General features: G+C 61.3%; 16 protein-coding genes. 15 read left to right on the top strand and 1 reads right to left on the bottom strand.

Features of this window, described 5'->3' with window-relative positions:
• Positions 1-78: 78 nt before the first annotated feature.
• From ACLBW8_RS05380 to ACLBW8_RS05320, 13 genes are all read left to right on the top strand, one after another.
• Positions 79-2637, top strand: coding sequence for a type VI secretion system Vgr family protein (locus ACLBW8_RS05380; RefSeq protein WP_447804802.1), 2559 nt, complete (start codon positions 79-81; stop codon positions 2635-2637).
• Between the two features lie 28 nt (positions 2638-2665).
• Positions 2666-5056: a DUF2169 family type VI secretion system accessory protein gene (locus tag ACLBW8_RS05375; protein WP_447804801.1), complete on the top strand. Its 2391-nt coding sequence runs from the start codon at positions 2666-2668 to the stop codon at positions 5054-5056.
• Positions 5049-5996, top strand: a complete 948-nt coding sequence (locus ACLBW8_RS05370) for a pentapeptide repeat-containing protein (RefSeq protein WP_064452390.1) — start codon at positions 5049-5051, stop codon at positions 5994-5996. Before ACLBW8_RS05375 ends, ACLBW8_RS05370 begins: the two co-directional genes overlap by 8 nt.
• A 10-nt stretch (positions 5997-6006) precedes the next feature.
• A complete protein-coding gene (locus tag ACLBW8_RS05365) occupies positions 6007-6657 on the top strand; it encodes a DUF3540 domain-containing protein (protein ID WP_447804800.1) in 651 nt (216 codons plus the stop codon).
• Between the two features lie 10 nt (positions 6658-6667).
• Positions 6668-7075 (top strand): DUF4150 domain-containing protein, encoded by a 408-nt coding sequence (locus ACLBW8_RS05360; protein ID WP_447804799.1) that lies wholly within the window; start codon positions 6668-6670, stop codon positions 7073-7075.
• Complete coding sequence (tssJ, locus tag ACLBW8_RS05355; RefSeq protein WP_447804798.1) at positions 7072-7695, top strand: type VI secretion system lipoprotein TssJ; 624 nt, start codon at positions 7072-7074, stop codon at positions 7693-7695. Before ACLBW8_RS05360 ends, tssJ begins: the two co-directional genes overlap by 4 nt.
• 40 nt (positions 7696-7735) lie before the next feature.
• Entirely contained in the window at positions 7736-9121 is a 1386-nt protein-coding gene (tssK, locus tag ACLBW8_RS05350) for a type VI secretion system baseplate subunit TssK (protein WP_447804797.1), read from the top strand.
• Entirely contained in the window at positions 9118-9786 is a 669-nt protein-coding gene (locus ACLBW8_RS05345) for a DotU family type IV/VI secretion system protein (RefSeq protein WP_447804796.1), read from the top strand. Before tssK ends, ACLBW8_RS05345 begins: the two co-directional genes overlap by 4 nt.
• A gap of 7 nt (positions 9787-9793) precedes the next feature.
• Positions 9794-13486, top strand: coding sequence for a type VI secretion protein IcmF/TssM N-terminal domain-containing protein (locus tag ACLBW8_RS05340; protein ID WP_447804795.1), 3693 nt, complete (start codon positions 9794-9796; stop codon positions 13484-13486).
• Positions 13483-16170 carry an ATP-binding protein gene (locus ACLBW8_RS05335; RefSeq protein WP_447804794.1) on the top strand — a complete coding sequence of 896 codons (2688 nt, stop codon included), beginning with the start codon at positions 13483-13485 and terminating at the stop codon, positions 16168-16170. The genes ACLBW8_RS05340 and ACLBW8_RS05335 overlap by 4 nt, the downstream gene beginning before the upstream one ends.
• A 24-nt stretch (positions 16171-16194) precedes the next feature.
• Positions 16195-16839 carry a two component system response regulator gene (locus ACLBW8_RS05330; protein ID WP_447804793.1) on the top strand — a complete coding sequence of 215 codons (645 nt, stop codon included), beginning with the start codon at positions 16195-16197 and terminating at the stop codon, positions 16837-16839.
• 116 nt (positions 16840-16955) lie between these two features.
• Positions 16956-17444 carry an Hcp family type VI secretion system effector gene (locus ACLBW8_RS05325; RefSeq protein ID WP_053256108.1) on the top strand — a complete coding sequence of 163 codons (489 nt, stop codon included), beginning with the start codon at positions 16956-16958 and terminating at the stop codon, positions 17442-17444.
• Positions 17445-17665: 221 nt separating this feature from the next.
• Positions 17666-18574, top strand: a complete 909-nt coding sequence (locus tag ACLBW8_RS05320; RefSeq protein WP_447804792.1) for a LysR substrate-binding domain-containing protein — start codon at positions 17666-17668, stop codon at positions 18572-18574.
• A 41-nt stretch (positions 18575-18615) separates the two neighbouring features.
• On the opposite strand, the gene ACLBW8_RS05315 is transcribed toward ACLBW8_RS05320, so the two are convergent.
• Positions 18616-19557, bottom strand: a complete 942-nt coding sequence (locus ACLBW8_RS05315; protein WP_447804791.1) for a cupin — start codon at positions 19555-19557, stop codon at positions 18616-18618.
• 431 nt (positions 19558-19988) lie between these two features.
• Here ACLBW8_RS05315 and ACLBW8_RS05310 point away from each other — a divergent pair, with 431 nt between their 5' ends.
• Together ACLBW8_RS05310 and ACLBW8_RS05305 are read left to right on the top strand one after the other, a co-directional pair.
• Positions 19989-21524, top strand: a complete 1536-nt coding sequence (locus ACLBW8_RS05310) for an efflux transporter outer membrane subunit (RefSeq protein WP_447804790.1) — start codon at positions 19989-19991, stop codon at positions 21522-21524.
• 104 nt (positions 21525-21628) lie between these two features.
• Entirely contained in the window at positions 21629-22741 is a 1113-nt protein-coding gene (locus tag ACLBW8_RS05305; protein WP_221296088.1) for an efflux RND transporter periplasmic adaptor subunit, read from the top strand.
• Positions 22742-22743: the final 2 nt, after the last annotated feature.

Genomic DNA, 22743 nt, shown 5'->3' with positions numbered 1-22743 from the left:
TACCCGAGCGCAAAAAAAACGGGCCCGCCCTACAGTGGCCCCGTGACTCGATTGCGCAGGTAACCAGGAGTTCAGACCATGACATTGACCGAGCAACCTCTGTGCACCTTCCTCAGTGACGCGCTCGCCTTGGAACCCCTGCTGGTCGCCCGCTGGCAGGGTGAAGACGTGCTGTCACGGCCCTATCGCTTCGAGGTGGTACTGGCATCGCTGAACCCGTTACTGAACGAAGATGCCATGCTCGGTGCAGTCGCGCACCTGACCCTGTTTGACACCCTGGGCGCCGCTCACCCGTACCACGGCATCGTCACGTCGGTGGAACTGTTGGACGCCGATGATCTTTACCACTATTGCCGTGTGGTGCTGGAGCCGCGCATCACCCGGCTGCGCCAGCAGCGCTTCAGCGAAATCTGGCTGGACAAAAACCTGCCGGAGTTGGTCCGCGACATCCTCAAAAATGCCGACCTGACACGTGAAGGCCAGGGCTCGGACAGCATCAGCACGGCCGCCTTCGATTTTGACGTACGCCTGCGGGGCGACGACATCCCCCATACGCAAGCCAACTTTACCTGCCAGTACGAAGAATCCAGCTTCGACTTTCTGTCGCGCCTGTTGGAATACAGCGGCTGCTACTACTTCTTCGAGCAGCAGGATCAGCAGGAAGCCCTGATCATTTGCAGTGATCGCAGCGCCCAACCCAAGGCAGTGCTGCCGGTGCTGTACCGCCCCTTGGACACCGCACTGAACAACGGTCTTCAGGCGGTAGCGCACACCTTTATCCGTCGCACTGTGGTGCAACCGGAGCAGGTGGTGCTACAGGACTTTTCTGCCAGCAATGCACAACTGGCGCTACACAGCACAGCGTCGGTGGCGGCCGGTAGCGTCGCCGAAGATGCCCAAGCCCCGAGCGCCTCGCCAGCGTTCAGCGGCGACTATGGCCTCTATGGTGAGCATTTTGGCAGTCACGCTCAGGGCATCTGGCTGGCGCAACGCCGTGCCCAGGCGCTGGGATGCCGTCATCGGCTGTTCCATGGCAGCGGCCATGTCACCGGCCTTCGATCAGGCGGTTCAATGGTCTTGGCCGGGCATGCGCGGCCCTGCATGAATGCGGCTTATCAAGTGCTTGAAGTGCACCACAGCGGGCAACAACCACTGCCCGCTACGGGCGAGGATAACGTGGCCCGCGATACCCAAACGCGCTTTCTGGTGATCCCTGCCGAGGTGCAGTTCCGTCCGCCGCTGGAAACCCCAAAACCCAATGCGTTTGGCGTACTGAGTGCCGTGGTGGATGGCGACGACAGCGGCAAGCCCCTGCTCAACCCGCACGGCTGCTACAAAGTCCGTTTCCCGTTTACCCGCGATCAAAAACCCAGCACTCGGGGTTCGGCATGGCTGCGCAGGGTGTCGTTGTCTGCCGGTTCCAGCCATGGCATGCACTTTCCGCTGCTCAAAGGCAGTGAAGTGTTGGTGTCATTTCTCGGCGGCGACCCGGACCGGCCGATTATCGTTGGCTGCGTGCCAAACTCGGAAAACCCGAGCATGGTCATTGAGCGTAACGCCACCCAGAGCGGCTTCTCCACGGCCGGAGGGCACTTCCTGGCGATGGAAGACCACCCTGGGGCCGCCCATCTGAAACTGGGCGCGCCTGGCGGTAACAGCACCTTCACACTGGGCAATGGCGAAGTCGCCGGCGCGCAACTGCGCACCAACGCCCATATGCAATTGACATCGTCCTCGCTCACGCACGAGGTGCCCGGCGTGTACTCGTTATCCATGGGCACCGGAGACCCGGCGACAGCCAGTGGCAGCGACTCGGGCCCGGATATCACCGTGCCGACTCCGCCACCCGAACCTAAACCAACACCGGGGGAACTCAACACAGGTGTCAATTGGGGCGGCCCGAACTGGCTCAACCTTGGCGCAAAGGCCGAATTCAGCAATGCGCCTACCTTCTCGACATCACTCAAGACGGCGGCAGCCCAGTTGGAGGCAAGCCTGGGCGGAGCCAAGGGAAGCCTCACTGTGCAAGGAAAAGTTACCACCATGAATATGTCGGGCGTCAGCATTTCACTGTCGTGTAACGGGTTCACTTACGTCTGGGAGAAGATCGGGAAAAAGGTCGCGGCAATTTCCGAAGACAAGAAGCTCATCGACAAAACGGTGGCCTCCGTCTCAAAACTTGAAGCAGAGCTGCACAAGGTGACTGCCGATCTATACACGGTGACCGGTACGACTTCGATCACGCTGAAATGCGCTGAGCATTCCATCGTATTAAACCAAGATGGCATTCGGATCCAGTCGCCTAAACCGATCATGATCGACGGCGACGTGGCCATTACCGGTAAAACCCGGTTCGTGGGAAATGTCGATGTGGCTGGCGATATCAACTGCAAAAACGCGACCGTATCCTCCCAGTTGAAAGCCACCTACACCAGCCTCGACGAACTGAGTGCGACCAATGCAACGTTGGGCGCCGTTTATATCCCTCCCACGCCGACGCAAGCGCTGATAGAAGCCGAAGAAACCGCGCGGCTCAAAGCCTTTGAGGTGCTCAACGAAATGGCTGAGGCGGTCGCCAGAGGGTTGGACGACGGGGCCAATGCGGCACTCCAGGTAGTCGACAACTTCGAGCCTTAAAGCGTTTCTTCCTGACGAGGGTTCAAGCATGCACCTTTCCTATTCCGACATGAGTCTGCTGACCCTGGCCCGTCAACAGGGGCCACGGCCTGCCACCCTGGCAATTACCGTGGGCCTGCTGTTCGGTGCCGACCATCAGGTGCTGGCCGCTGAACATGCATTGCCCTGGCTCAGCCAGCGCTTCGACAAACAGCCGTTCGACAGTGGTGTGAAAAAGGCCCGTGGCAGTTTCGCCGTGCATGGCGACGCGTACCCTCTGACGCCTGAGCAGCAACACACGGGCATGGCCGTACGCGTGCACATCGCAAGCATCAGTAAGACCTTGCACCTGCACCCGCCAAGGTGCTGGGAGCGCGGGGTGCTCGGCCTCACTGCGCGTCCAACGGGCCCGCTCCTGCGTTTGCCGTTGGATTTGCAGCACGCGTTCGGCGGCACCGGCTGGGCGGATAATCCCGAAGGCAGCGGCTATCTGGCGGACCCCGGCAGCAGCGTGGGCATGCCCTTGCCGCAAATCGAAAACGAACATTTGCCCCTGCGGGTGCCCGGCCAGACGCTGCCAATTGCCAGCCTGCGTCCGCTGCCGCCGCAATGCCGTGAACGCCGCGATTTGTGGGGCACTTGCGATGAACACTGGACAGCACGCCGGGCACCCTGCCCGCCTCTGGATTGTGACGCTCGCTGGTTTGATGAAGTCGCTCAGGACCAATGCAACCCAGGCTATTGGGCAGGCAACGAAGCATGGAGCGTTGACGGCATGCACCCCCAGCATGCGCAAATTCGCGGTACGTTGCCCGCATTCCGTGCCCGGGTGTTTCTCAAGCGAGCGGCACCGGCACAAGAGATCGAAGAGCCACCCCTGGACCTGGACACGGTGTGGCTATTCCCCGACGTTGAGCGGGTGTTGCTGCTGTACCGGGCCGAGGTCAACGTGGCCGATCTTGACGGCGCCGATATTGCCCAGTTGGGCGCCGTGTATGAACACCCCGACGCGCCAAGCGAAACCGCCGCAGCCTGCTGCGAAAAACTCTGGCCCGCGGTAAAGCCGCCTCCTGCGGCCATGCCAATACCGCCTGCAACGGTCGACAAAGACGCCATCATTCACCGTATGCAGGCCACGATAAATGCCCGTTACGCGGCCTTCGCCGCCGAACAAGCCAAGGTATTGGCCTGCGCTGGCGACGTGGGCAAACGCTTCGGCAAACCGTTGAACCCGGCGGAGTACCCGGCGACTGCGCCTAACCTCGCCGCACTGGCGCAACGCCCGCCGGCCGAGGTCCGGCCGTTTAACCCGGCCGCCCTCAAAGCGAGCATCCAAACCAGCATTGAACACGCGGAGGCGGCAACCGAGAAGTTCCTCGACGAGACAGCGGTACGCCTGAACATGAAGCCTGAGGCACTGCGCGAGGCGATCAGACAGGTTGAACAAAACGCGCCGCCCGTCAAGACAGACCCCATGTCCAGTCTTGAGCAACTGCCCCTGCCGGCGTCACGCAAAGCCTCATTGCGCGCGCAACTGAGCGCCGGTTTGCAAGAGATGCGTGAGACAGAGCAGCAGATCAACGCGAAGATGCAGGCACTGCGGGCGAAATTGCCGGCGGCCAGTTCGGTAAAAGAACAATCGCCGCGCCCTCCTGCCGGCGGCGACACCGCAACCCCTGAGGCCGGCCCCTGGACTCGTGCGTTGCTCGAAGCTGCCCACGCCCGGGGTGACCACCTGGAAGGCGCACGTTTTGTCGGCCTGGACCTGTCTGCCAGTGATTTGGCCGGTGCGGTACTGCACCGCTGTTCGTTTGATCACTGTGTGCTGGCTGCCGCGCATTGGCCAGGTATCGACCTGACCGGCAGCACCCTGAAAAATTGCGACCTGCGGCAGATCGACTTGCGCGAAGCGCAGTTAGGCAAAACACGCCTGCGCGACTGCCTGTTGGACCATGCGCGGCTGGCCGGCGCCGGCCTGCACGCGGCGGCCTGGTCAGGGGTCGAAGGCCAGGACATCGACCTGACCAATGCCCGCGCCACCGAACTGCAACTGGACCTGGGTTGCCAGTTGCCCGGCATTCGCCTGGATAACGCAGACCTTGCGAATGCCAGCCTGCAAGACGCGTCACTGATGGGGGCAAGCCTGCGGGGCAGCCACCTGCACAACGCACTGCTCATTCGCTGCGACTTGCGCAGCAGCCAGGGTTATCGCCTGGACGCGCGCAATGCCGACTTCACCGGCAGTGACCTCAGCCAAATACAGTGGGTGGGCGCCAACTTGCAGCAAGCCCGCCTACGCAAAGTCCGACTGGATCAGGCCGACCTGCGCGACTGCAATCTGCATGCGGTCGTCAGCGAAGGCGCCCGAGGTGTCGGGGCCCGCCTGGAAGGCGCTTTATTGAGCTATTGCCGATTACCCGAGGAACTCGAACATGTCTGAATCAATGACTGCCGAACAGCTGCGCGCGCGCGTCGCAGAGGGTGGCGTGCTGCGCGACCTGTGCCTGGCCGATGGTGACTTCCGGGGCGTTGCGCTGCGCCATGCGCGCCTGGAGCAGGTCGACGCGCGCAACGCCTGCTTCAACGACGCCGACCTGGAGGCCTGTACCTGGGTCGACTGCCAACTGGCGGGGAGCCACTTTTCTCGCAGCCAGTTGCGTCAGGTCGACTTCAGAAACTGCCAATTCGATGGGGCAAACCTGGCCACGGCAACCCTCGACGGTGGCCGTTGGTTACGCTGCGAGGCCGTTGGGTTGAACCTCAACGAAGCCAGTGTCAGCAACCTGAGTTTCATTGACTGCGCATTCTCAGTGCCCAATTTGCGCGGCAGCATCATGCGCCAATGCCAACTGGACCATGTCAGCCTGTGTGATGCTGATGCCAGCTCGGCGCAATGGCAGCAGGTGCGCGTGACCGACAGCCTGCTGCGCAACCTCTACCTGATCGACGCACACCTTGAGCAATGTGCCTTTGATCGCAGCAGCCTGACCGATGTTGACCTGAGCCACGCCGAGACCCGTGCCCTGTCGCTGTTCCAATGTCAGGGCGCTCGAGTGCGGTTCATCGCCACGAACCTGATCCAGGCCATCTTTACCGACGCGCGTCTGAACGCTGCGGACTTCACCGACAGTGGCTTGGTCCAGGCCAACCTGAACGGCGCAGTGCTGCCCGGCGCGCAGTTCTTGCGGGCCCGCCTGCGCTACGCCCAATGCATCTATCTGCGCGCCTGCGGTGCCGACTTCACCGATGCCGACCTGTTTGGCGCCAACCTGCACGCCGCCGAACTGGACAACTGTCAGTGGAAAGGCGCTCGGCTCGACGACATTCGCCCTACCGACCCGCTGCGCCTGGCTGCCGATCGTTGGCAGCCGACGCTGTAAGGAGAACGCCATGCCACTGCAAGCCCCGCAGCACAGTCAATACCCGGCCACGTTGCACCATGGGCGGATCAATGCCGAGGATGGCGAGCGTTTTGGTGTCGTCAGTACCGACGGGCGCCGTTACTGGCTCAAGCCCGCGGCCGGTTGCCTGTTGCGCCCGGCACTCGGGGATGCGGTGCTGATCTGCGTGGAGGGTACGAGCGGCTACATCCTCACCGTACTGGAGCGCGACAGCAGCACGCCCGCCCGCTTGAGTGTGGACGGCGACCTGCACCTGCACTTGCCGGCAGGTGCGCTGCATATAGAGGCGCGGGACGGTATCAGCCTGGACGCCGGCGCGGCACTTGCCGTGCGCAGCGCTAACGTCCTGCTGCACAGCACCCACGCGTGCCTGACGACCCAAACGCTGCAGGTCAGCGGTGAACGCGCCGACAGCCATTGGCTGCAACGCCATGACACGGCGTTGCACGCTCACCAGACCGTGCAGGTCCATACCGCCGAGTTCGGCGACAGCCGCCGCCGCGTGGAAGGGCACGAAGAGCTGTACGCGGGCTCGGTCAGCCAGCAGGTGAAAAACGATTGGCAATTGCGTGGCGAAACCCTTGACCTGTTCGCCGATATCACCGTCGCGCTGGATGGCCAGCGCATCAAACTCGGTTAGGAGTCTTCCCATGTTCATGCTGACGAATGATGGTGCAGTGGCCACCGCCACCGCCCCCGACATGTGCAACACACCAACCCCGACCGGGCCTTTGCCCATGCCCTATCCCAACATCGCCGACACCCGCATGGCCGACCCCGGCGGCCTGATGTCAAACGTGCTGGTGATGGGCATGCCAGCGATGACGCTGATGAGCAAAGTGACGATCAGCAATGGCGATCAACCCGGTGCCGCAGGCGGCCTGCTCAGTGGCCGGATCATGGGCGAAATGACCTTTCTCAACGCCAGCACCTGCGTCACGGTCGGCGGTAAACCTGCCGTGCGAGTGACCTGCCTGACCGGGCATAACGGCGCCCCTCAGAATACCGTGGGCATGGTCAGCGCGCCTGGCCAGACCAAAGTGCTGGTGTTGAGATGAACACAGTGGCGCTTAAAACCCTTGCGGTGCTGTTGCTCGGTGTGTTGCTTACAGCCTGTAGCAGTGGTCCGACACCGCAGCAACAGGCGTTGAACGAGCTGAAGTGGAACTACGCCAATGACAGCATTGAACTCACGCTGACCGCCGACAAAGACCTCAACCAATACGACGGCCAGGCACACACCCTCCTGCTGGTCGTGACCCAGTTCGCTCAACCGAACGCCTTCAGTGCCTACACCGGCAGCAGCCAACAATTGAGCAAGCTGTTGCTGATGAGCAGCGCTCCACCGGACCTGATCGGCCTGACACGCCTGTTTATCGAGCCGGGACAGACCCGCACCGTGCGTTTGCCACGCCTGGAGGGGGCAAAAATGGTCGGCATCAGCGCCGGCTATGCCCACTTGGACCCGCAGCGCAGCGTCAAGCTCTACCGGATTGGCGTGGACGTGGCCTCCACAGGCTTTTTCAGTAAAACCTGGACCGCCCGCCCGAAAACGCTGGCCATCAACCTGTTGCTGGGGCCTGACGCACTGTTGCGCAGCCAGCAAAGCCAGCTGGAAAAACCGGTGACCGAGCAACCCGTCGAAGGCGAAGTCAGCCTGACTGGCGCCGGCCAATGATCGGTGTTCCGTGTGTTTCCCCTCTCTGTCGAGGTGCCCTATGAACATCGACAAACCGCTCTACTGGCATCAAGGCCTGTTCCTGCAGCCGCAGCACTTTCAGCAGAATGACGCTCGCCTGGAAAGCCTCGTGACGAGGACCCTCGCCTGCCAACAACCCCATGCCTGGGGGCTGATATCGATGTGTTTGAATGATGCTGCACTGGCGTCGCGTCAATGTCGGATTGAACAACTGTCGGTGCGGTTTACCGACGGCAGCCTGGTCGAATACCCCGGCAACGCCTCACTGGAAAGCCGCCCGCTGGCGCTTGCAGACTTTGTCAGCGACAGCCGCACGCTGTATGTCGGCCTCAAGCGCAGCCAGCCGGGCGAGCCGGATGCCCAGGTGTTCGAAGACCTGCAAGACGCCGAAAAAGCCAACGTGCGTTTTGCCGTAAGGGCCGACCCGCACACACTGAATGATCGACACGGCGACGCCCCCGAAGCGCTGGTGCGGCAAATGTCCTACGTTTTGCGCTTGTTCTGGGAAGATGAACTGGACAACCTCGGCGCCTATGACTTGCTGCCTATCGCGCGGTTGGAGCACGACGGTGACCGCATTCATTTGGCCGAACGTTACATCGCACCTTGCGTCATGATCGGTGCCTCGCCGGCGTTGATGCAAACGTTGCGAGACACCCGTGACGAATTGGTCGGCCGAGCCCGCCAGCTGGAGGTGTTCAAGCAATCCGGCGACGCGCGTTACGGCGACTTCGATGCCGCACACACGCACAATTTGCTGGCATTGGTGATCCTCAACCGTTATGGCCCATTGCTGACTCACTTGCTGGAGACGCCACAAGTTTCGCCGTGGCAGGTGTATGGGACGCTACGTCAATTGATCGGCGAACTCAGTGTGTTCAGCGAGCGCTGCGACATGCTGGGGCAAACCCGCGACGGTCGATCGCTGCTGACGTCCTATCAGCATGAAACCTCCGGCCAGGCCATTACCCTGGCTGCCGGGTTGATCGGCCAATTGCTTAACGAGATCAGCGTCGGTTCAGAACTCCTGGTGCGGTTGCTGCCCAGCGATGGGTTATTCCAAAGCAGCTTGCCGGACGCATTTCTCGGCCCGCGCCACCGCTATTACCTGGTGGTACGCAGCGATGGTGATCCGACGCGACTCGCGCAGCAGCTGGAACTGGATGGCAAGTTGGGTGCGCCGCAGGACATGCCGGACCTGATCAACCGCGCATTGCCGGGGGTCGAGCTGATTTACCTGCAAGTGCCGCCGCAAGGCATGCCCCGTCGTCCCGGAGCGCTTTATTACCGCCTGGAGCCACTGAGCGAAGCCTGGGAAAAAGTCTGCAGCACCCAGGCAGCCGCATTGTTTATGCCCAACGCCCCGGCAGACATGCTGGTCGAGCTGGTGGTGGTACGCGCATGAACGAAGGTCGCTTGGCCGACTGCTGGGTCGGCATCTTTGAACGCACTCGGGCCGTGTTCGCCGATCCTGCGGCGTCGGCCGCCACCGCCACAGCACTCCTTATCAACCAGCTGGAAGTGGCGGCCGGTCGCGCCCGTGAGCGCGGTTACGTCGAGGCATGGGTTCGCGAATCGCTGTTTGCGGTAGTGGCCTGGGTGGATGAAACCGCAATGACCACCGCGTGGCCCGGCGCCGCTGACTGGCGCCGTTCGCCTTTGCAGCGTCACTACTTTTTTACCACTCGGGCTGGGGTGGAGTTCTTCCAGCGCTGGCAGGCGCTACCTGAGGAGGCGGGTCCCGTACGTGAGGTCTTTGGCCTGGCGTTGCTCGCCGGTTTCGCCGGCCACTACGCAACGCGCCCAGCCTGCGAGCTGGACGACTTTCGTCGGCAATGCCTGCAACGCATCGCCCGGGACGGCCAGATGCGCACGCTGGATACGTCCGGCACCTTGTTCAACCAGCCGTCATTCGGCATCTCGGCGCAGCGCCGCCGCACGCGCCGGCGATTGCCCGCGCTGGTACTTACCCTGCTGATCGTGATTCCGCTGCTGGGGCTGGCGGCACTGTACATCGGTCTGGACAGGCCGCTGGCAGCGGCCGCTGCAATGCTGATGGAGGCCCATTGAAATGTTGATGAAAGCGCTTGTCGCCGTGTTCTGGATGGTCGCGCTGATTGTTCTCGGCTGTGCTTGCTGGGTGGTCACGGTGCTGTCTGGCTGGCCTTTATGGTGCATGCCACTGATGCTCATCGCGGTGATTCTCAGCACCTGGATGCTGGTGCGAACGGTGCGCTACTGGCAAGGTTGGCGGCTGCGCAAGCGCCTGCAGCGCGACCTGCCTGGGCGCGCCGATCCGCTCGAGCCCGATGTCGATCAGAGCTGGAACAGCGGTGTGCGTTTACTGCGCCAGTCACGTTTGGGCCAGTCGGGCCAGTTTGGCTCTGCACTCTATGCCCTGCCCTGGTTCATGCTGCTCGGGGATACCACACGCGACCAAAGCACACTGTTGGCGCGTAGCGGCCTGGATACGCCATTGCGCTCAGCACGGCATGAGGCAAGCACCTCACCCGGCGACGTACTTGACTGGTGGTTTTTTGAGAATGCCGTGGTACTCGACCCGTCCTGCCGCTTGCTCGACAGTGCCAGTGCCTGGAAACGCCTGTTGTTGCGACTGTTGCGTTCACGGCGGCGCGAACCGCTGAACGGCGTGATTCTGGAGGTTGCGATTGAATCTCTGCAAGACAAGAACAAAGCTCACCTGACCGCGCTTGGGCAGAACCTGCGCCGCCAACTGGACGATCTGGTGAAGGTATTCGGGGCACGCCTGCCGGTGTACCTGGTTCTTACCGGCGCTGAGCGCATTGACGGCATGCCGGAATGGGCCGCCAGCCTCACTCAGAATCAACGCCAGCAGGCGCTCGGTCTGCTGGTCGATGGGGGCGATGCAGACGCCCGCGCATTCCTGGACAAGGTACTGGGTGAAGTCGGCCGTCGTCTCTTCGAACTGCGGGTCGACCTTGGGCAACGGCTGCTGCCCAACGCCCAGGCACTGCATTTTCCCGAGCGTGTCGCCGCGCTGCGCCCGGCATTGGAACAACTATTGTTGCCCGCCTTCGCCAGCAACCCTTACTGCGCCCCGCCCTTGTTGTCCGGTCTGTTTTTAACCGCCGAGGGGGTTGAGGAAGATGGCAGCACGGTCGGCTGGTTCAGCCATGAACTGTTCGACCGTGTACTGCCTTCGCAACGCTTCGCGTACCGCGCCATCGACGGTTGGCGGCACTGGCGCCGTTTGACAGGGCATGCCGCCGTCGTGCTGTGGCTGGTCGGATGCGGCGCCTGCGCCGTCCTGCTGATGTATTCCAGCAATCATGTCAGTCACGAACTGGACCTGATCGCTCAAAAATGGCCGCCCACCAGCACTTTCGATAAGGGGTTGGAACGGGATCTGCACACGTTTGACCAGTATCACCAGTTCATTGAGAACCTTGAGCATGATGTGACGCCGAGCTGGAAACGCTGGCTGCCGTTCCACAACCGGGTCAATCAAGTGATTCAGTTCGACCGTGCCGGATACGTGGCCGGGTTCGATAAAAACGTGCAGCGCCCCTTGTTCATGACGCTGCTGCCTGATCAGTTGCAGGCGATTGCGACCAGCAACGACGACACCCTGATCGCCAGCTACACGGAGCTGTTGGTTCGGCGCATCAACTTGATCAACGCGCGCCTCGCCGGTGGCGCCCTGAATGCCTTGCCAGGCCCTGGCGAGGAACTGCTGCCGCTGCTACGGCGGTTTTTACCGGATCAGGTGCCCAGTGCGACGCTGGTGCAATCGTTGAGTGGCAGCTTCAAGGCTTACCTGAACTGGCAAACCGACGAGCGAGCCTTGGTGGAGGATCGCGCTAACGCGCTGCGCCAGCTTAACGGCCTGGGCCTTGCCAATCGGTCATTGTCCTGGTTGGAAGCCTGGGCTGACCAACAGCCGCAATTGCCCACGCTTCGCTATTCTGAATACTCGCAGGTGCCGAAAGACGCCGACGCTGCGCTACCCCGTGCATTTACTTTTGAAGGCCGCAGCGCGATTCTGGGATTCATCGATGAGCTGATCGCCGCGACGGGTAATCAGGCATTATGGAAAAATCAACGTGAGCATTTTCTTGTGCAGTACCAGGATGACACGCAGGATGCCTGGTATCGCTTTATCGAAGGTTACCTTTCGATGGATCAAGCCCGGATGACCAGCCAAGCACAATGGCGCGACGCCCTCAGTTCCGTCGGCACGGCACGTGCGCCTTACCGTCAACTGCTGCAACGCACTGCCGAGCGTTTCGCCTTGATTCCGGCGGCCAACCGCAGGCCGTGGGCGCAACTGAGCGTGCACATGAACCGCCTGTTTGAGTTGGCGCAAGAAACCCCCGCAGCGGATAACAGCAGCCTGCTCGGACACCTGCGCATCGCCAATGAACTGGGCGGTAACGCAATCAAGGATGTCGCCAGCAGCGGTTCTGTCGCCAAGGGCGTGGATGCCGTGAACAGTGATATGAGGCAGGCAAAGGTACTTAGCCAGTTCAATCAAAAATTGCAGGCGGTAGCCACTGACCTGCGCAAGAGCGATGCACAGGCGTTCCAGGTAGCCCTCGACAATTGGGGCTTTGGCAACGACCCGACAATCAAGTCCGCTGCCCTGTGGGAAGCTCAAGACCTGCGCGACGCTTTGCGTAACCAATTGACGCAAGGTGACGCGCGCGAATCGCTCGTCTGGAAACTGGCTTCCGGCGGCCTGGATTTCGAGATGGCCTACGCCGGCCAGATTTCCGCCAGCCAATTGCAGCAGCAATGGAACAGCCAGGTATTGGGCGCCGTGGCGGGCGTGCAAGACCCGGTGTTATTGAATGACGCGCTCTATGGCGAGCGCGGCCAACTCCCGCGGTTTCTCAATGGGCCAATCAAGACCTTCATCCAGCAGGATTCGCAGGGGTTTAAACCGGTTATTGCATTGGGCCAGAAAGTGCCAATGAACAGTGCCTTCCTTGCCTACATTGGCCGCATGCAACATGCCCAGTCGGACCTCGCAGCCGCCAAGCGCCAAACAGGGGCGCAACAAGCTGTGCGCCAGGCGCAACGGCAAAATCTGCAAACGGCTGAAAAAGAGTTGCAGGCACAGTTGGCAGCGTTGCAGCCCCAGCTCAGCCTGCCAACCAGTGCCTCCGTGGTCGGCATTCAGGCCACACCGGTGTCGATCAACCTGGGCGCCCGGCAATTACCGCAACAAACCCGACTGACGTTGCAATGCAGCAGCCATTCAACCGTCCTGGATAACTTCAATTTCCCCACCAGCGAATCCTTCACCTGGACGCCAGGCGCGTGCGGCGATGTCAGCCTGCAGGTGCGTTTTGCACACTACACGCTGACTAAACGCTGGCCTGGCAAGCATGGGTTCATCGATTTCCTGCAGTCATTTGCCAGTGGCCAACGCACCCTTACCCCGGACGACTTTCCTGACCAGCGTGACTTGATGGCCAGCGATAACATTACCCAGCTGACACTCACCTATCGATATACCGGGGCGGATACGTTGTTACAAACCGACCAACAAACCCAGGCTGCCGACAGCCAGTCCAAGGCGATCAATGAACAACTGAAAACCATCAGTGACCAACTGACGGCCATGGATACCCGGGACGCCGCTAACGCAGTGGGTGAAGCCGCACAAGGCAGCGTTGCCGAACGGCGTTTGGCCGCGCAGGCACTACCGGCACAGATTGCCTATGGCTGGTCGGGTATCCCGTCCCCCGTATGGCCAGCGGATACCAAGGCCCCACCTGAATGAGAAAACTATGGCGCCGGTCACTGGCTTTGCGCATTACCTGCGTGCTGGTCGTGGTTCTGGCCGGCAGTTGGTGTGTTGCAACCGGGCTGAGCGCGTGGCGCGTCTACCATCAACTGGAGCGCGAGTCGCTGCAGGAGCTCAGCCAACGCGTGGAGTTGATCACGCGCGTCGATAACGATGATTTGCAGGAAAGCGCCGATGGCGCCCGCCGGTTACTGCGACTGTGGCGCAGCCCGGCGACCGAAGAAATCGATATACCGACGCCGCGCAGCACGCTGTGCTGGCTACCCGACCCAGGCGCCGCACCGTCGACCAAGTTACCCCGTGCAGCAGTGGCGGCCGAAGCCTATGGCGCGGCGGGCCTGTCGATGATCGTGGATACGTTTTTCTACTTCCCGGGCATCGGCGCTGCCTTTTCCACCGGCCCCTACCCCGTCAAGGGGTTTACCGCCAGCCGTGCCGACTATCTGCGGGACTTGAGTAAGCGCCTGCCGGATACAAACGCCGACATTGTCTGGGACGGGCCTGTCTATGACCCCCATACCGGGCAACAACTGATCACTGTGGCCGCCATCGGCCGCGACAAGCACGGCAAGGTGGAAGTCATCACCGGCTACGACCTGCAGCTCAATGACCGTTTTGCGCGCATGTCGCAGTTACTGCGCGGCTACAACGGTTTTATTATCGACCACACCGGGCTGCCCATCGCCACGCTGCCCGGAGGGGCACCCAAAGAGTACCGTTACCTGACGACGCCGTTACCCGGCCTAGACATGAAAGGCACCTTTCCCCAGCTACTGAAGCTCAACCATGGCACCGCGGTGGTCGCGCGCCTGGACGTGCTGGACTGGTACCTGGTGTCGCTTTACCCGCGAGCGCGCCTGCAGGCCAACACCTTGCAACTGATCATGAACGAAGCGCCGTTTGCGTTGATCGGTTTGGTGCTGCTGACCCTGGGCCTGCTCACCGTACTGCGCCAACAACTGGCGCGCCCGCTGGCCGGCTTTGCCCAGGCCATCGAAGAAACCCGACACTCCGATGACCTGACTCGGCGCCTGCCGGTGGTACACGACGATGAGCTGGGACGCTTTGCCCGAGCCTATAACGACCTGCTCGACACCGTTCACACCGAGCGTCTGGGGCTTGAAAGCCAGGTGCAGGCGCGCACCTGCGAGCTGCGCGAAGCGTGGCAGAGCGCCGACCGGGCCAACCTGCTCAGGGGCGAGTTCCTGGCGAACATGAGCCACGAAATCCGTACCCCACTCAACGCAATCATCGGCATGAGCCATTTGCTCGCTGACACGTCATTGGACACGCCACAGCTGCGCTTCGTGGGGTCTATCCGAGATAACGGCGACGTGCTGCTGGCGTTGATCAACGACATTCTTGACCTTTCCAAAATAGAGTCAGGGAACCTCATCGTGGAACACACGGCGTTCGACGTGGTTGCGTTGGTTACCGAGGCGATCAACGTGCTGGTGCCGAGTGCGCAAGAGAAGCAGCTGCGCCTGACCGTGCAAGTGGCCAGCGACGTACCGGTGGGCGTCAAGGGTGACCCGTTGCGCTTGCGGCAGATATTGCTCAATTTGCTCGGCAATGCCATCAAGTTCACCCCGAGTGGTTCTGTGCGGTTACTGGTGTGGAAGGGGCCGGGGATCACCATGGGTTTTAGCGTCGAAGACACCGGCATTGGTATTGCCGAGGACAAACAGGCACAGATTTTCGATGCTTTTCGCCAAGCCGATGCCTCCACCACCCGTGAGTACGGCGGTACCGGGTTGGGCCTTTCAATCAGCCACCGCCTGGCGCAACTCATGGGCGGCGAGCTCGGAGTCAAAAGCACACCCGGCAATGGGTCGACGTTTACCCTGGTGCTGCCCTTCCCGCCCCTGGCTCCGGGTGAAGTGATCGTACCGCCGGTACGCGAGGACATGGACACACTGCTTGGCCAAGCGTATCAACTCAATGTTCTGGTAGTAGACGATGTCGCCACCAACCGTGAAATCGCCTGCCTGTACCTTGAACGATTCGGCCATCGTTTCCAGTGCGCGAGCAATGGGGAACAAGCCTTGCAACTGATGAGCAAAGTGATCTTCGACGTGGTCTTGATGGACAGTCAAATGCCGGTGATGGGTGGGCTGGAAACCATCGGCAAGCTGCGCTCGGGGGCGAATGGGGTGCTCGATGAAGATATCTGGGTCATTGCACTGACAGCGAACGCCATGGAAGGTGATCGCGAAGGTTTCCTGCGCCAGGGTGCCAATGCCTACCTGGCGAAACCGGTGCTGCCCGGGCAGCTGTTCAGGGCACTGGAAACCGCCATTGCCTGGCAACTCAAGCGCGGCATGGAACCTGCGCCGATGCCCGCCAGTGCCATTGGCCCTGTACGGGTGCAGGCCACTGAGCCGCCAGCCGTCTCGCCGCTCACCGAACCGCGCCTGCGCGAGCTGTTTCGGGTCGATACGCAACGCTTGCTGGGTGCGCTGCGCGAGGCGTGCGACGTGGCGGATTACGCGGAGTTGGCGCAACTGGCACACACCCTTATAGGCACCTGCGGGCAATTCGGTGAGCGGGAACTGGAGCACCTCGGCCGTCAGCTTGAACACAGTGCAGAACAACAAAAACACGCTGACTGTGAAGCCGCATTACGCAGTCTTGAGACCGCGTGCGCGCGGCTTTTTTGATACACCCCTCATACAGGATGACCTATGGCTGACTATCGGATTGTGCTGGTAGATGACCACCCGCTGATGCGTGAGGGTTTGCGTGCCCTGCTCCTTGACGCGCCTGGAATCAGGGTTGTCGGGGACGCCGAGAATGGGCGCCAGGCGCTGGACGTGTGCCGCGCCCTGGAGCCGGACTTGCTGCTGCTGGACCTGAACATGCCGGTGATGGATGGCCTTTCTGCCTTGCCGTTGATACGCCAGCGCTGGCCAGCTATCCGTGTCCTGACCCTCACGGCTCGTCTTAGTGAACAAAACGCCGCCTTGGCGCTGGATGCCGGCGCGGATGGTTACGTCCTCAAAAGCAGCACCAGTGAGGTGCTCAGGGCGGCCATTGCCACGTTGCTCACGGGCCGGCCGTTTCTGGATGCCGACTTGAACCCCGACCAGGTCGCAGCGCTGAGGGCAAATGCGAGCGCACAGCCAGGCATCACGCTGACCGATCGCGAGCGCCAGATCCTTAAGCTGGTGGCTGAAGGCGCGCGTAACCGCGATGTCGCCGAGCTGTTATGCATCAGCTTGAAAACGGTCGAAACCCACCGCTTGAACCTGATGAAAAAACTCGATGCGCACAACGCCGCGGACCTTACCCAATGGGCGTTCAAGCTGGGCGTGTGCGCTCAAGAATGATTCAGGTCTTCACCGGAGGGTCGCGGTTGCCGGCCCTCAGTAATCTGACTCCATCGCGAAGCGGCTTGAAGGCCATCGCGTACGTTCACCTTACTTAATGAACTGGAGTGCTCGTTATGCCCATGCCCTGCTATCTCACGCTGGAAGGCCAGAACCAAGGCAAAATCGAAGGTTCGACCAAAGTCCAGGGCCACGAAGGAAAGATCCTCCTGCAGGCCGTAGACCACACCATCGAAATCCCGAAAAACCCGCAAACCGGGCTTCCTACAGGCAAGCGCGTGCATGGCGCAATGACCCTGACCAAGGAAATCGACAAGGCCTCGCCCAAGCTCTACCAGGCCTTGACGTCCGGCGAGCAAATGAAAACCGTCTCCCTGGAGTTCTATCGCATCTCGCCCAAAGGCACCGAGGAGAAGTACTACACCGCGAAGCTTGAAAATGCGGTGCTGGTGTCGATGAAGTCATGGACGCCGAACTGCCTGGACCCGAACAACAAGCAAATGGGGCACATGGAAGACCTGGCGTTCACCTACGAAAAAATCACCTGGACCTACGAGCCAGACGGTATTGAAGCCGAAGATTCGTGGTTGGCGCCGAAGGTATAAGACGGCAACGAAGGCTGCCGGGGCCTATCGCCCTGTAGCCTTCGTCTACCAGTGTTTGGAACAACCAATGGCAGTGGGAACAACGCTTACAGATCGCTTTTTTGCAGTACCTCGCTGAATGGGATTAAAGCGTTGGTGCGCACGCAGGATGTGAATGGTCGCGCCCGACAAGAGCCGGTAACCTGAGCGACTCTTCCCCATCCTCAATAGCGAGGCGGCACTTGGACTATTTCACTGCGCTAACCGCCTTCGTCGAAGCCGCTGAAGGCAATAACTTCTCCCGTGCCGCCGAGCGGCTCGGCATCAAGGCGTCAACGGTTTCACGCTACGTGAAGGATCTTGAGCAGGACCTGGGCATCGCCTTGTTCAACCGGTCCACGCGCATGCTGCATCTGACGGAAGGCGGCCAGACATTTCTGATGCACGCCCGCAGGGTGCTGGATGAACTTGAACAAGCCAAAGCGGCAACCTCGGCACTGAACCAGGAACCCAGAGGGTTACTTAAACTCAACTTGCCGCCCGCATTTGCCCGCCACCATATCCTTCCGGTCTTGAACCTGTTTCTGGCCCGCTATCCGCAGATCAAGCTGGAGCTTGTACTGGATGACGACCAGGTCAACCTGATCCATTCAGGCGTGGACCTTGCCATACGCATTGGCGCCCTTCCCGACTCCACGCTCAAAGCCCGCAAGATCTGCGACGGCAAGTATTGGCTGGTGGCAAGCCCGGCTTTTTGCATGGAACACCCGGCTCCGGCAACGCCCGCAGACCTCGCGGGCCTGCCTGCCATCGTGAGTACGAATGCCGCTGGGCACTTTGCGTTTGCCCGCGCCGACGAACTGTTACCACTGGTGCATAACGACGGTGTGCGGATCAACGATCTGGACGCTCAGTTAATCGCCGCGCGCCAGGGGCTGGGCTATGCGTTGCTGCCTGACTGGCTGGTGGCCAAGAGTATTGCAGCGGGTGAGTTGCAGGTCTGGCTGGAGCAGTGGGAAATCCGTGGCGCAGAGCAGGCGTATGCCGTGTGGTTTGTCTATCCGCCGAAGCGAATCGTGTCGTCCAAGGTAAGGTGTTTTATCGACTTTATCGTCGAGCAGTTGGGTGATACACCTTACTGGAAACGCTAACGCCGCCCGAAAACAAACCAGGGCGGCGCCTTTATGGCCTGTCAGCTGAACCGAATATCCAACGCGCGCAAATAGGTTTGCAGCCCGGCGTCCTGGATAGGAATCAGGAAGGCTTCCTGGTCGGACTCGTTGAAGTGGGCGTGCCAGTAACCCGGTGGCGTCACAAACGCCAGGCCAGGCGCCCAATCAACGCGCACCGGATTGCGGATCTGGCCATCGGCATCCAGCTCAGTGCCAACCAGTGAATAGCACCCCTTGGGGCAGTCGATGATGAAGTCGAGTGCAATCGACTGGTGCCGGTGCGGCTTTTGAATCGAGCCCGCCGGCAGAATGCCGTACATTGCCCAGAGCACATGGGTCACGGTCCGGGTCTGGGGGAAGTTGCGATTACCCAGCAAAATACTGATACGGCTGCGATCCTGGGCATGTGGATCATCTGCCGCTTCACGCAATTTCTGGTTGGCCAGTGCTGCGGGGTACAGCGTTGGCACGAAACGGTCGGTGCTGCGCGTCACCCCCAGGTAGCGCAGCAGCGGCTCATCGTGCGCGTAGTACAGTCGCGCATCCTGTGATGCGCTGAAGCGGGCTTCCAGCATGCCCGGCAATGCGATAAAACAGCCGGTTGACCATTCGATAGCGTGCTCGCCCTGTACGACACGGCCCTCCCCGGCAATCACGTAGAACACTTGTGAAGTCGCGTTAGGGTGCAGCGTCAGTGCGTCGCCGGCGTTCAGACGAATGAAATTGGCACACAGCCCCGGGCCGGTGGCCGGGCCTTCGCAGCCCAGTGCATCACTGAGGTCGAGCGCTACCACCCGCGAGGGGCCGCTGTCATAGAGCGATGCCGGAAAGTTGTGGTACGGAATTCGGGTAATCAGATTGGCGCTGATGGGGTTGGCCGCTTTGCTGTATTCAAAGTATTCGGCGTCCGCTTGATGGCTCGGCAGCGCGTGGTTGTGGTCGGGCTTGAATTCGCTGTTCATGATGTTCACCTCACTCTTCGGCTGGGTTGCGCAGCGCCTCGCAGGCCGTTGCGACGGTGAACACACTATAGTGATCGCGCGCCGGGCGATTAAGCCCTCACGCCGCACAGCAGTTATGCGCAATGGGGCAGCCACCCGGTACCGGCAAGATAGGCGCAACCCTCACCCAACACCCCCCGCTGAAGATTGCATCTATTGGCGGTTGCGCCATTCTTGAATTAACGTTCAACCCACGCGCCCCGCGTGACTTGAACCCCGTCACGCCAAGCGGGCCGGCCTGATGCACCTGCACTCATTGCTGAACAAACAAGCAGTTAACCAACTGATTAATCAGAGTGAATATGAAAGAGCAGCCTCGGCAGCCTGCATCGGGACCGCACCCTGTGGCGCCAGCCTGTGCGCTTTTTCGACCCTCACACGTTCTGGCCTCGTTGAGCCTGCTGTGCCTTGCCCTCGCCGGCTGCACCGTCGGGCCTGATTTCGCACGGCCCGATGTGGCCGCGAACGCCGATTACTCGCGGGAAAAACTCACCACCACCGCCCAGGCCGACATCGACGTCGGCGGCGCGGCGCAGCGGTTGATCGCCGGGATGGATATTCCCGGGCAATGGTGGACGCTGTTCCGTTCGCCGGCGTTGAACGCCCTGGTCGAAGAAGCCTTACGTGCCAACCCCGATGTGAGCGCTGCACAAGCAGCGTTGCGCCAGGCCAACGAGCTGGTCTACGCCGATCAGGCGTCGCTGTTTCCCTCGGTGAGCGGCAACGTGCAGAAAGCCCGTGAGAAAGTCTCCGGGGCCACGTCTGGCCTCCCCGAGTCGCCGATTCTCACGGTGAGCTCCGCGTCGCTGAGCGTTTCCTACGCCCCGGACGTCTTCGGCGGCACCCGCCGGCAAATTGAATCAACCACAGCGCAAGCCGAGTACCAACGCTTCCAGCTGGAGGCGACGTACCTCACGTTGACCTCCAATGTGGTCAATACCGCCATCAGCCTGGCGTCTGTGCGGGATCAAGTCGCCGCCACCGAAGAAATCATCCGACTCCAGAGCGGCCAACTGGACCTGCTGCAAGCGCAGCGCCGACTCGGTGCCATCGGTGATGCCGACGTGCTCACGCAGCAGACCGCACTGGCGCAAACCCGCGCCACCTTGCCGCCCCTGCAAAAGCAATTGGCGCAAACGCGTAACCAGTTGATGGCTTACCTGGGCCGATTTCCAAATCAGGATCGAGGCGAGCGCTTCAACCTCGCGTCTCTGCAACTCCCGCAGGAACTGCCGCTGAGCTTGCCCTCGGCCATTGTCGGCCAGCGGCCGGATGTGCGTTCTGCACAAGCTCAACTGCATCAGGCCAGCGCCAACATTGGCGTGGCCGTCGCCAACCAGTTGCCGCAGTTCAGCATTACCGGGTCTTTGGGGTCTACGGTGACCAGCGGCACCAAGCTGTTTTCAGCAGGCTCCGGCGTCTGGAGCCTTGCCGGCTCGATCACCCAACCGATATTTGATGCCGGCGCCCTCGAACATCGCAAACGTGCCGCTGTGGCGGCCTATGACGAATCGGCGGCGCGCTATCGCGGCACGGTGATTACGGCGTTTCAGGATGTGGCCAATGCGCTCCGGGCGCTGGAGGCTGACGCCGACGCGCTCAACCAGCAAGTCGCGGCTGAACATTCCGCACAGGCCAACCTGGATTTGGTGCAGGCCCAGTTCCGCCTCGGGGCGGTGGCTTACATCAACCTGCTGACCGCCCAACAAACCTACCAGAACACGGCACTGGCGCGCGTCAAGGCGCAGGCCGCCCGGTACAGCGACACCACTGCGCTGTTCCAGGCATTGGGTGGCGGCTGGTGGAACCGCACGGATGTGGACCCCGCCACCAAGGGTCGCCCGGATCGCTTCGGCCTGCCGTCGTGGCAAGAAATCATGCCGGCCAAGAGCAAGGCGGCGCCTGCCGATGCGGCGCGGCTCAACTGAATTGAATCATTGAAACAGCGAGAAACCCCATGGCTGAAGTCAACCCTGCCTCTGCCCCACCACCCCCGCCAGGCAGCCCACGCAAGCGGCGACTGTGGCGGCCGATGCTGATCATGATCGGGGTGGTCGTGGTGATAGTCGCGATCATTGCCGGGGTGAAATTCGTGCAGATTTCAGCGCTGATTGCCCAGTCAAAAGTGCCCTTGCCCGCCGCTGTTGTAACGGCCATGCAGGTGCCCTTCAGCGATTGGCAACCGAGTGTCTCCGCCGTGGGCTCGATGAAGGCGGTACGCGGGGTGGATGTAACCACCGAAGTCGGCGGCATCGTGCGCACCATCGGCTTCAAACCCGGGCAAGGCGTCGAGGCCCAGGCACTGCTCGTGCAGTTGAATGCCGACGCCGACATCGCGCAACTTCACTCGCTTGAAGCCACGGCCGACCTGGCCGTGATCGTGCTCAAGCGTGACAAGGCGCAACTGGCGGTAAACGCGGTATCCCAGGCCCAGGTTGATACCGACACTGCCGACTTGAAGGCCAAGCTCGCCGCCGCAGAACAGCAACGGGCGCTGGTGGCGAAAAAAACCATTCGCGCACCGTTTGCCGGGCGCATCGGGATTACCAGCGTCAACCCCGGCCAGTACCTCAACCCCGGCGACAAAATCGCCACGTTGCAGACCTTTGACCCGATCTACATTGACTTCTCGGTGCCGCAAACCCAGCTGGAGTCTATCGCCATCGGCCAAGCGGTTTCGGTGACGGCCGATGGCCTGTCCAAACAGACCTTCACGGGCAGGATCAGCACCATCGACACCCAGTTCGATTCAACCACACGCAACGTCACGGTCGAAGCCACCGTCGAAAACCCCAAACAAAACCTGGTGCCCGGCATGTTTGCCCGGGCGGTGGTCAACTCGGGTACGACCCAGCGCTACCTCACCGTGCCACAAACATCGGTCACCTATAACCCTTACGGCACCACGGTGTTCATCGCCACGTCGAGCAAGAATGACAAGGGCGATGAGGTGCTCACCGCGCAACAAACCTTCATCAAGACTGGGCCGACCCGTGGTGATCAGGTTGCCATCCTGTCCGGCGTGAAAGAAGGCGATCTGTTGATCACCAGTGGCCAGATGAAACTCAAAAACGGCTCGGCGGTGAAGGTCGATAACAGCACCGCACCGCTGAACGACCCGGCTCCGACTCCCCAAGAACATTAAAG

The organism is Pseudomonas sp. M5A4_2d, from assembly GCF_053345295.1.
Note: the sequence above shows the minus strand (reverse complement) of the source record. Positions and strands in the feature narration are given on the sequence as shown.